Origin of the sequence: Hyalangium sp. (genome assembly GCF_035629615.1) — a bacterium.
Classification (GTDB): domain Bacteria; phylum Myxococcota; class Myxococcia; order Myxococcales; family Myxococcaceae; genus Hyalangium.
Window position 1 is genome coordinate 1 of the sequence record NZ_DASPHO010000338.1, and the last position, 10163, is coordinate 10163.

7 protein-coding genes are annotated in these 10163 nt (G+C 69.3%); 4 read left to right on the forward strand and 3 right to left on the reverse strand.

Annotation, left to right across the window (positions count from 1 at the left end):
- The 3 genes from VD972_RS17120 to VD972_RS17130 all read right to left on the reverse strand — a co-directional run.
- A partial coding sequence (locus tag VD972_RS17120; RefSeq protein ID WP_324988333.1) for a serine/threonine-protein kinase occupies positions 1-2317 on the reverse strand: 2317 nt, incomplete at its 3' end.
- 343 nt (positions 2318-2660) lie between these two features.
- The gene (locus tag VD972_RS17125) at positions 2661-5069 is read right to left on the reverse strand and encodes an ABC transporter permease (protein ID WP_324988335.1); all 2409 of its coding nucleotides are present in this window, start codon (positions 5067-5069) and stop codon (positions 2661-2663) included.
- 287 nt (positions 5070-5356) lie between these two features.
- Complete coding sequence (locus VD972_RS17130) at positions 5357-6505, reverse strand: trypsin-like serine protease (protein ID WP_324988337.1); 1149 nt, start codon at positions 6503-6505, stop codon at positions 5357-5359.
- Between the two features lie 231 nt (positions 6506-6736).
- Here VD972_RS17130 and VD972_RS17135 point away from each other — a divergent pair, with 231 nt between their 5' ends.
- The 4 genes from VD972_RS17135 to VD972_RS17150 all read left to right on the forward strand — a co-directional run.
- On the forward strand, positions 6737-7081 hold the full coding sequence (locus tag VD972_RS17135) for a DUF3703 domain-containing protein (protein WP_324988339.1): 345 nt from the start codon (positions 6737-6739) through the stop codon (positions 7079-7081).
- 660 nt (positions 7082-7741) lie between these two features.
- Positions 7742-8986, forward strand: a complete 1245-nt coding sequence (locus tag VD972_RS17140) for an HlyD family secretion protein (RefSeq protein ID WP_324988341.1) — start codon at positions 7742-7744, stop codon at positions 8984-8986.
- A complete protein-coding gene (locus VD972_RS17145) occupies positions 8983-9750 on the forward strand; it encodes an ABC transporter ATP-binding protein (protein WP_324988343.1) in 768 nt (255 codons plus the stop codon). The genes VD972_RS17140 and VD972_RS17145 overlap by 4 nt, the downstream gene beginning before the upstream one ends.
- 26 nt (positions 9751-9776) lie before the next feature.
- Positions 9777-10163 (forward strand): ABC transporter permease (locus tag VD972_RS17150; protein ID WP_324988345.1); only part of this gene is annotated, 387 nt, incomplete at its 3' end.

Genomic DNA, 10163 nt, shown 5'->3' on the forward strand with positions numbered 1-10163 from the left:
CACCTCCCGTCCAGAAGGTGCGGCCAAAGATGCTGGCTGCCAGCACGATGCGCCTTGCCTCCGGCTCCAGGCGCTGCAAGCGCGACTGGAGCATGGCCAGCACTGAGCCAGGCAGCTCCTCGCCATGCCCCTCGGCCACCCCGCGAATGAGCTCCTCCAGGAAGAGGGCGTTGCCGGCCGCCTGTCCCACCAGCCGGGCCACCACGGCCTCCGGGACCTGGGGGCCGAGCACCTCATGCACCAGCCGGGCGCTGGCTTTCTGGCTCAAGCCTCGCAAGGGCACCTCTTGCACGCCCCGGGTCCACAGCCCCGGGAACAGCCCCCTCACCTCGGGCCGCGCCAGGGCCAACACCATCAGCGGCTGCTCCGAGAGCTCGCGCAACACCTGCGCCATCAAATGGATGCTGGGCCCATCACTCCAGTGCAGATCCTCCAGCATCAGCAGCACCGGACTCTGGGCGCACTCTGCCTTGAGCCAGGTCACCAGCGCCCGCGTCACCTGGTCGCTCATCAGCTGCGGGTTCTCCCGGGCCGCGCGCAGCCTGGGGCTGTCCTCCCCGGGGAAGGGAATGGCGCACAGCTCGCCCAGAAACTCCGTGGCATCCTTGTGCTGCTCGGGCGGGAGGTGCCGTGTCACTCGCCGGGCCACCCTGGCGCGGCGGGTCTCGAGCGGTTCACCATCCACCACCTCACACACCCGGCGCACGGCCTGTCCCACCAGGCCATGGGCTGCGCTGGTGTTCATGGGATCCCCCCGTCCCAGCAAGACGAGCGGGGGGTGGGCATGGTGCTCCAGGCGCCGCAGCAACTCGTGGCGCAGGCGGGACTTGCCGGTACCCGCGGGAGCGATGACCAGGAGGGAGCGTGCGGAGGACTCCTCCACGCAGATGGTGAAGGCCAGCTCGAGCAGGGTCAGCTCCTGCTCGCGGCCGACGCAGGGGGTGGGCCGCCCCAGCAGCGGGCGGGATTCGTCTACGCTCAGGTGCTCGCCGCTCAGCAGGAAGAGGCTCGACGGAGTCTTGTCCAGCAGGAAGCGCGAGCCCAGCAGCCCGGCCGTGGTGTCATCCACCAGCACCAGGGAAGAGGAAGCCAGGCTTCGGTTCTTCTGGACCTTGAGCAGCTCGCCGGCCCTGTCGACAGCATCTCCGACAGGCAAGGGGTGGCCGCGCAGACTCAGGCCCGTGGTGAGCGCCACCATGCTGTCCGGCCAACGCTCCTTGACGGACAAGGCGCAGTGGGCCGCCAGGCCTGCCTGGTCGGAGGCAGTGCCGCGCTCCAAGATGAAGGTGGCCAGCAGCGAGCCGTCGGCCAATAGGGCTGCATGGGCGCTGTGAGCTTGGAGCTCCTGCAACAACAGCTGGAGGTGCTGGCGGGCCTGCTCCTCCTCTTCCAGGGTGAGCGTCGGCGTCTCCTTGAGGGAGTCGCGGGGGGTGGCCAGCAACACGCTCACCAGGTGCTGCTCGGCGTAAGCCGGCTCGGGTGGCGACGAGACAGTCGAGTGTGGCTCGGGCAGCACCGAGACCCGAGTGGCCCGAGTGGGCGGAGGAAGCTCAGTGAGAGGCTCCAGCTCTTCCAGCGCGCGCAGCAGGTGCCCGGCATCCGCGGGCCGTTGCTCGGGCTTCTTGGCCAACATCCGCTCCACCAGCCCCTGGAGCGAGGCGGGCAGCTCTGGCCTTTGCGTGCGCAGCGGCACCGGTTCGGAGAAGAGGATCTTGGCCAGCACGGCGGCCACATGAGGTGCACGGAAGGGAGGTTGGCCCGTGAGGCACTCATAGAGCACACACCCCAACGAGAAGATGTCGACGCCAGGAGAGAGGGTGCGGAGGCCCGCGACCTGCTCGGGCGCCATGTAGCCGGGAGTCCCCAGGATCTCGGCGGTGTGGGTGAGCGCCTGGGAGGCAGCATGGACACGGGCCAGACCGAAATCCAACAGCACCCCATCTCCAGGCTGGCCGGCGCGCAGGAAGAGGTTGGAGGGCTTGAGGTCGCGGTGAATGATGCCTTGGGTATGAGCCGCGGCCAGGGCGTCTGCGGCGCGCCGGAGCAGTTGCAGGGACTCGGAGAGGCTCAGCGGGGTGTGAGCCAGTCGCCGGGCGAGGTCCTCGCCCTCGAGCCACTCCATGGCGAGGAAAGGTTGACCTTCCTCGGTGAGACCATGGGCGACGTAGGAGACGATGCCTGGGTGGCGCAGCGCGGCCAGCAGCTGGGCTTCGCGGGTGAAGCGGCGCGCCACCTCCGAGTTGCCTGGGGCATGGAGCAGCTTGAGGGCGACGGGAAGTCCGGTGTGCTCGTCACGCGCCAGGAAGACAACGCCCATGCCTCCGCGGCCTGCCGGGCGCTGGAGCGTGAATCGCTGGGCGACGACGGAACCCGGAGCAAGCAGAACCGATGATGCAGGAGGCATTCAACACGGAGCGTACCATAGAGGAGTGGACAGGCTGGGACTGGCCGCCTGTCTCATCCGTCCCCCGCGTCAGAGGGAATAGAGTGCCCGCATCGCAATGCGTCCAAGGATCGGCGCAGGGTCTACTTTGCGAACATGGACGAGCTCATGGCGCCGCTGATGGAGCCCACTGGAGGCAAACGCACGCCATGGCTCCGTTCGTCGGACTCCAGGCGAGATTGACGCCTTCGCCGCCCAGGAGCCGGGCCGGCCCCGTCTAGCCGTCCGAGCGGAGGGCCTCGTGAGCTGGCACGCGCAGCGCGCGGCGGGCGGGCAGCCAGCTCGCCAGCAACGCCACGGCTCCGAGGAGCGCGGGCACTGCAGCGAAGGTGAGCGGATCAAACACCTCCACGCCGTAGAGCATGCCGGCCAGTCCCCGCGCGAGCAGGCCTGCGCCCACCAGGCCGACGACCACGCCCACCGCCGCGAGCCGCATGCCCTGGCTGATCACCAGCCGCAGCACCTGGTGGTCCGTCGCGCCCAGGGCTACGCGGATGCCCAGCTCTCGGGTGCGCTGGCTCACCGAGTAGGCCAGCACGCCGTAGAGCCCCACGCCCGCCAGGGCCAGCCCCAGCGCCGCCAGCGCGGCCAGCAAGGCCCCCAGCACTTCTGTCCGCCCGTAGCTCGCGCGCACCACTTCCTCCAGGGAGCGCACCTTGACCAGCGGCACGTCCGGGGCCAGCCCACGCAGTTGTTCGCGCAGGGCCGCCGTCAGGGCGGCTGCATCGCCCGTGGTGCGCACGGCGAGCACCATCCTCCGCGGTAGGAACTGCCCCATGGGCAGGTACACTGCGGCCACGGGCGTTTCGCCCAGCGCATCCTGGCGCACGTCCCCCACCACGCCCACCACCTCGCGGAAGGGCTCCCCCTCGAACTCCAGCCGCGCCCGCTGCCCCAGGGCACCTCTCCCGGGAAGGTCACGCCGCGCGAACGCCTCGTTGACGAGCATGACGGGCGGCGCTCCCGGCCCGTCCGCGGCCTCTGGCAGCCGCCCCTCCTTCAGCGACATGCCCATGGCGGCGAGGTAGCCCTCGCTCACGGCGTGGAAGTTCGTGAGCTCGCGGGTGGCCGCCACCGCGATGTCCTCGCCGGGGTGGAGGACCACCGCGACACCGGTGTTCCCCCACAGGGGCACCGTGCTGGCCAGCCCCGCCGCCTGCACTCCCGGGAGCGCCCGCACCCGCTCCAGAAGCTCGGTGAAGAGGAGGTGTCGACGCGCCTCGTCTGCGTAGGCGTCTCCCGCCAGGTAGAGCTCCGCCACGGTGACACCGCGCGGCTCGAAGCCGAGCGGCACCTCGTGCAGCGCTCGCAAGGTGCGCAGCATCAGCCCCGCCCCCACCAACGGCACGAGGGCCAGCGCCACCTGCGCCACCACCAGTGCGGCCCTCGCACCACCGCTCCCCGTGGTGCCCCTCGCGCCCCTCAGATCTCCCAGCGCCCCGCGGCCGTTGGCCCGCGCCGTGCGGAGCGCTGGCACCAGGCCGAACAGGAAGCTGGTGAGGAGGGACAGGCCCGCGGCGATGGCCAGCACGTGCCCCTCGAGCTGCACCTCTCCCTGCGGCAGCACCTCCTGGGGGATCAGCGCTCGCAGGAGGTCCACGCTCCACAGCACCAGCAGCAGGCCCGCGGCCCCGCCAGCGAGCGCGAGCAGCGTGCTCTCCACCAGGAACTGCTGTAGCAACTGCGCACGGCCCGCCCCGAGCGCGGCGCGCACGGACACCTCTCGGGCGCGTGCGCTGGCACGGGCCAGCAGCAGGTTGGCTACGTTGGCGCAGGCCACGAGCAGCACCAACGCGCCGACGCCGGCCAGCAGCCACAGCGAGTCTCTCACGCCTTCCACCACCTGAGCATGCAGTGGCACCAGGCGCACCCCCGTCGCATCCCCGGCATACGCCTCCTCGCGAGTCAGCGCCGCGGCCAACTCGTCCATGTCCACCCGAGCCTGCTCCAGCGTCACTCCGGGCCGCAGCCGCCCCACCACGCGCATCATGTTGTTCTGGGGGTTGTGCACCTCCTTGAGCAGGTCCGGGGCCAGGGGCTTCCACAGCTCTACATCCGGGGCCAGCTGGAAGGAGGCGGGCAGGACGGCCAGCACCGTGTGGGGCTGCCCATTCAGGGTGAGCGTCTGGCCGATGACACCCGGGGACTGCCCGAAGCGCCGCTGCCACAGGGCGTGAGTGAGGAGGACCACGCGGTCGCGACCTGGCACCTCCGCCTCCTCGTCGAAGGCGCGCCCGAGCACCGGCTGCACCCCGAGCATGGGCAACAGCCCCGCCGTCGCACGTCCCGCGCGCACCTGCTCCGCGCCCTCGTCACCGGTGAGCGTGAGATCCTGGATCGCCAGCCCCTCGAAGCCCGCGAAGGTGCGTGAGCGCTCGCGCCAGGCCCGGAGCGCCGGGTAGCTCACGCCGATCCGTTCCCGCTGCGGTACCGACTGGTGCACGCGCACCAGCTGTTCCGGTGCGGTGTACGGCAGCGGGCGCAGCAGCACCTGGTAGACGACGCTGAAGACAGAGGTGGAGGCGCCGATGGCCAGCGCGAGGGTGGCCACGACCATCAGCGTGAAGACACGCTCACGCCTCATGAGGCGGAGGGCCAGACGGACGTCTTGAAGGAGCTGAGCCATCGGTGAGCTCGAAGGGAGTCCCGGGAACGGGAGACCTCGAGGCGATGCAACTCTAGTGCCACCGGGGAGGGGAGCCGAGCGGGTCCCCTGCTGCCTTCAGGTGGAGAGAGCTGAGCTCAGGCGAGTGTCCGACGGTGGCACGCGGTGTCCCGCAGGCGGACAGCACACAGGGACACATCAGAGCGCATCAGCGCGATGTCGGAGAGGGCTCTCCCTTGAGGAGCGCCGCCACGGTCGGCGCCGGCCACTTCGCAAGGGCCGGCGCCGCCGTGAAGCGGACAGACGAACTACGGCACGGTCGCGGTCAGCGAAACGCCCGAGTACGTACTGTAGGCACGCACGGAGACGTACCAGGTCCCAGCGACCGGGTTGTTGATCGTGCAGGTCTCCGTGTTGCCGCTGAGATACGGGCGGCAGTTATACGCAGAAGTCGTCGGCTGCGAGCCGCTGCGGACGTAGAGGTCCGCGTCACCGCTGCCGCCGAACTGACTCACCGTCAGGCTGGACTTACCCGCCGGGACGGTGATGGGGTAGTGCTTCCAGGTGCCGCTCGAGCCCGAGAGGCTGGTCTGGGAGAGCAGCGTCGTCCCGGGGGGGGGAGGGGTGCCGCTGATCTTCGAGGCGATCCAGGTCTCAAAGGAAGACACGCGGGCGTACATGCCGGGATAGCGAGAGTCAGCGCAGCCATAGCCCCAGCTGACGACACCCGCCAGCGCGCGCGTGCTGCCCTTGACCACCGTGAGCGGGCCACCGCTGTCGCCCTGGCACGAGTCCTTGCCGGGCGCGGCCGCGGCGAGCTGGTCCGCGCCGATGGTCTCGCTCGGGTAGGACGACTGGGCCGAGCTGTTGCTGATGATGTTCACGTCCACGGTCTGCAGCGTGTTGGGGAGCGACGAGCTTCCGCTGGAGAGCGTGCCCCAGCCGGTGACGCGCGTGACGACGCCCGTGTTGGTCAGGCCCGCGGACACGTCCGCTGCCGTGATGATGCCAATGGCCTTCACGTTCGTGCCGCTCAGGTCGAGCGGCGTAGACAGACGCAGCAGCGCCACGTCCTTGCCGACATTGGCATCCACGTAGCCGGGATAGACGACGACCTCGGCGACCTGGCGGATCTGCCCGGAGGAGCTCCCGCTGATCGTGGTGCTGCCCGCCGCCACGCGGCCCGGCTTGGAGATGGACCCGCCCGAGTTCACGCAGTGCTGCGCGGTCAGGATCCAGTTCGCGTTGAGCACAGAGCCGCCACAGAAGTGGGAGCCTCCGCTGGACTGCAGGGACACCTGCCAGGGGTTGGCGGCGATCGTCGTACTGGTTCCGCCGACGATCTCCTGCTCCGCGGACGCGACCGGCTCCTGCGTGAGCTTCTCGTCGAGCATCTCGGGACCGCAACCGACCAGCAGCGACAGCCCGCTGGCAACAGCCCAGCGGCGAATGACCATGCCTGAAAGCATTTGAACCTCAGTGGTGGGGGATAGAAGCGCGCGCACTGTGAGGGCTCTCGATATCATCGGTCAACAGAGAATTCGTATTCACCTCCTGTTACTTAGCTTTCGGCGTACCCTCTATATACGCGCTTAGACCGGAAGACTCTTAAAACCTGTCTGAGATAGCATCTGTTTAGCAGTGCTTTCTGTTTCTTGTTCCAGTCTGAGACGTGTTTTACCGCCCCCATGAATCCGCGATTGCGTGTTCACTTCGAGAAGGAGCTGCGCCACTCGGTGGAGGCTGAAGCGCGCCATGAGCGGGAGGCCGCGTGGCGGTTCCTCGAGCGCGCGCACATCCTCAGTCAGGCCGATGCCGGGCCGCACCTCCGCGTGCACTGGGCGATGCTCACCTTTGCCTGGCGTGCTCGGGACTGGCGGGAGTGGCTGGGGCAGCTCCCGCGTCTCCTCCTGGCGGGGCCCGGCTCCCTCCTGGGTCGCGCCCCCATGGGAAACACAGGCGGAGCGGACGTGGGCATCTTCACGCCAATGCCTATTCCCGAGGAGCTGCAGAAACTCCTACGCGATCGCTGAACGTATCGTCATGTGCACCGTCATCGCCTTCCACGTCATTGGGAGCGCGCTCGTGCTCATGGAGTGCATTCGGCCATGAGCGGCGCTGCGTCCGCTAAAAAGACGACGCGCCGGGGTGAGCGTGAGAGCACCCCGGCGCGTCGGGACCTTGGAGGTGAAACCTCCTCCGTCCTGGGAGATTGAGAAGCGCCGCCTATTCCTGGCGCAGCGCCTCGGTGGGATCCACACGTGTGGCCCGGCGCGCAGGCAGCCATGCGGCGAAGAGCGCCACGACAGATGGCCGTGTTGGCGCCGATCCCCAGCGCGAGCGTGAGGACCAGCAGGGCCGCGAAGGCGGGCTGCCGCCGCAGCAGGCGCAGACTGAAGCGCAGATCCTGGAGGAAGGTGTCCATGACGCTCAGCCACTCTGTAGAGCGAACCCCGTGCCAGCGACCCTTCTCCTGGGGAGCACGGGCTCAGGCTGCCGTGGACTGCCCGTAACTGGGAACGGCCGTCCCAGCTCCGGACACCCGTGCCGGGGCCTCGCTCGAAGTGTCCGTTTCTGGGACGACGGTTTTCGCAATCGGGCAGCCCGCCCCCGGGTGGGAGGATAATCCCCTGCAGTTTCAATGGGTTGGGGCCCTGTTCAGCGTTGGCACGGCCTTCGCTCATAGGCCCGCCGTGGACATCCCTAGGACCCGCAAACCCAATCGCAAGCCTTGGATCTTCGGCGCCGCCGGGGTGGTGGCGCTCGTGGCCGTGACGCTGGGCCTGTCCCAGCTCCGGGCTGCCGCGCCCACGGTGGAGCGCGGCAGTGTGTGGATGGACATCGTGAAGCGCGGGCCCATGCTCCGCCAGGTGAAGGGGGCGGGCACGCTCGTCCCCGAGTACATCCGCTGGCTCACTGCCGACACGGCGGGCCGCGTCGAGCGCATCCACGTGCGCCCAGGCGCCCCCGTGCAGCCGGACACCCTGCTGATGGAGCTGTCCAACCCGGATGTGCAGCTCCAGGCGCTCGAGGCCGAACGCCAGCTCGCCAGCGCCGAGGCCCAGCTCATTGCCCTGCGCACCGATATGGAGACGCAGCGCATCTCCCAGGAGGCCGCCATCGCCACCCTGGAGACCGATGCTGCCAGCGCGGGCCGCCTGGCCCAGGCCACCGTGGCGCTGCTGGATCGCTCCTTCGTCCCCACCCTGGAGGCCCAGCAGACGCGCGAGAAGGCGGGCGAGCTGAGCGTCCGCCTGGAGCTGGAGCGCAAGCGCCTGGCGGTGCTCCAGGGCAGCACCCGGGAGCAGCTCGCGGCGCAGCAGGGACAGATCGAGCGATTGAAAGCGGTGGCCCGCTTCCGCCGTACACAGGTGGAGTCGATGCAGGTGAAGGCCGGGGAGGCCGGGGTGCTGACGGAGCTGCCGCTGGAGCTGGGACAGTGGGTGACGCCGGGGACGGTGCTGGCCAAGGTCGTCAAGCCCGAGCGGCTGAAGGCGGAGCTGCGGATCGCCGAGACGCAGGCGCGGGACATCCAGGTGGGCCAGCGGGCCCAGGTGGATACGCGCAACGGAGTGGTGGAGGGCACGGTGTCTCGCATCGCCCCGGCCGCGAGCCAGGGCACGGTGCGCGTCGAGGTGACGCTGCCGGATGAGCTGCCCAAGGGCGCTCGGCCGGATCTCACGGTGGAGGGGACGGTGGAGCTGGAGCGGCTGGGAGATGTGCTGTTCGTAGGCCGGCCCGCGGGCGCTCAGCCGAACTCCACGGTGTCACTCTTCCGGCTGCAGCCGGGCAGCGACGAGGCACTGCGGATCCCCGTGCAGCTGGGCCGGGGCTCGGTGAACTCTATTGAAGTGGTGCAGGGACTTACCGAGGGCGATCAGGTGGTGCTCTCGGACATGACCGCGTGGGACGCGGTGGATCGGGTACGAGTGCGATGAACACGACGGTTCCGGAGAGCACGAAGGATCAAGGCGTGGCGGTGACTGCGGCCGCGAGCTCGGCGGATGTGGTGCCGCAGAAGGCGCTCATCCAGCTGGAGGCGGTGACCAAGGTCTTCGAGACCGAGGAGGTCGAGACGCACGCCCTCTCGGATGTGCACCTCACGGTGCGGCCGGGCGAGTGGCTGTCGATTGTCGGCCCCTCCGGCTCCGGGAAGACGACGCTGCTGGCGGTGCTGGGGCTGCTGGACACGGCCAGCCGGGGCACCTACCTGATGGACGGCAAGTCCGTGCTGGAGCTGTCGCCTACGGAGCGGGCGCTGGTGCGCAACCGGCACATCGGCTTCATCTTCCAGAGCTTCAACCTGATAGGCGATCTGTCCGTCTACGAGAACGTGGAGCTGCCGCTCACGTACCGGGGGATGCCGGCCGACGAGCGCAAGAAGCGGGTGGAGAAGGCCCTGGAGCGCGTGGGGATGAGCCACCGGGCGCGGCACATGCCCGGGCAGCTCTCCGGCGGTCAGCAGCAGCGCGTGGCGGTGGCGCGTGCGGTGGCGGGCGATCCGCTCATCCTGCTGGCGGACGAGCCCACCGGTAACCTGGACTCGAAGAACGGCGAGTCGGTGATGCAGCTGCTGTCCGAGCTGCACCAGGGCGGCGCGACGCTGATCATGGTGACGCACGATCCGGCGCAGGCCCGGCTCGGTACTCGCATGGTGAGCCTGTTCGACGGGCGCGTCGTCCAGGACGAGCGCCTGCGCTAGGCCTCCATTTCCGGCACACAGGACCCATGGATCACTTCCTCCAGGATGCGCGCTATGCCCTGCGTGTTCTCCGCAAGAGCCCAGGCTTCGCGGTGGCGGCGGTGCTGGCACTGGCGCTCGGCATCGGTGCGAACAGCGCGGTCTTCAGCGTGGTGAACGGGGTGCTCTTGCGCCCCATGCCCTTCGCCGAGCCCGAGCGGCTGGTGCGCATCTTCGGCAACTTCCATGGGATCGGCCTGGAGCGGATCTCCGTCTCGGTGATTGAGTACCGGGATTACCGTGAGGTGCCGCGGACGCTGGCCTCGGTGGCGGCCTTTACGGACGCCGATGTGACGCTCACGGGCCAGGATGTGCCGGAGCGCCTGCGCGCCATCACCGCCACTGCGTCCTTCCTCTCCACGCTGGGCGTGTCG

Excerpts from the sequence above, each read along its gene's own strand:
- VD972_RS17125 (WP_324988335.1), bottom strand. The coding sequence starts at position 5,069 with ATGGCTCAGCTCCTTCAAGACGTCCGTCTGGCCCTCCGCCTCATGAGG.
- VD972_RS17130 (WP_324988337.1), bottom strand. The coding sequence starts at position 6,505 with ATGGTCATTCGCCGCTGGGCTGTTGCCAGCGGGCTGTCGCTGCTGGTC.
- VD972_RS17135 (WP_324988339.1), top strand. The coding sequence starts at position 6,737 with ATGAATCCGCGATTGCGTGTTCACTTCGAGAAGGAGCTGCGCCACTCG.
- VD972_RS17145 (WP_324988343.1), top strand. The coding sequence starts at position 8,983 with ATGAACACGACGGTTCCGGAGAGCACGAAGGATCAAGGCGTGGCGGTG.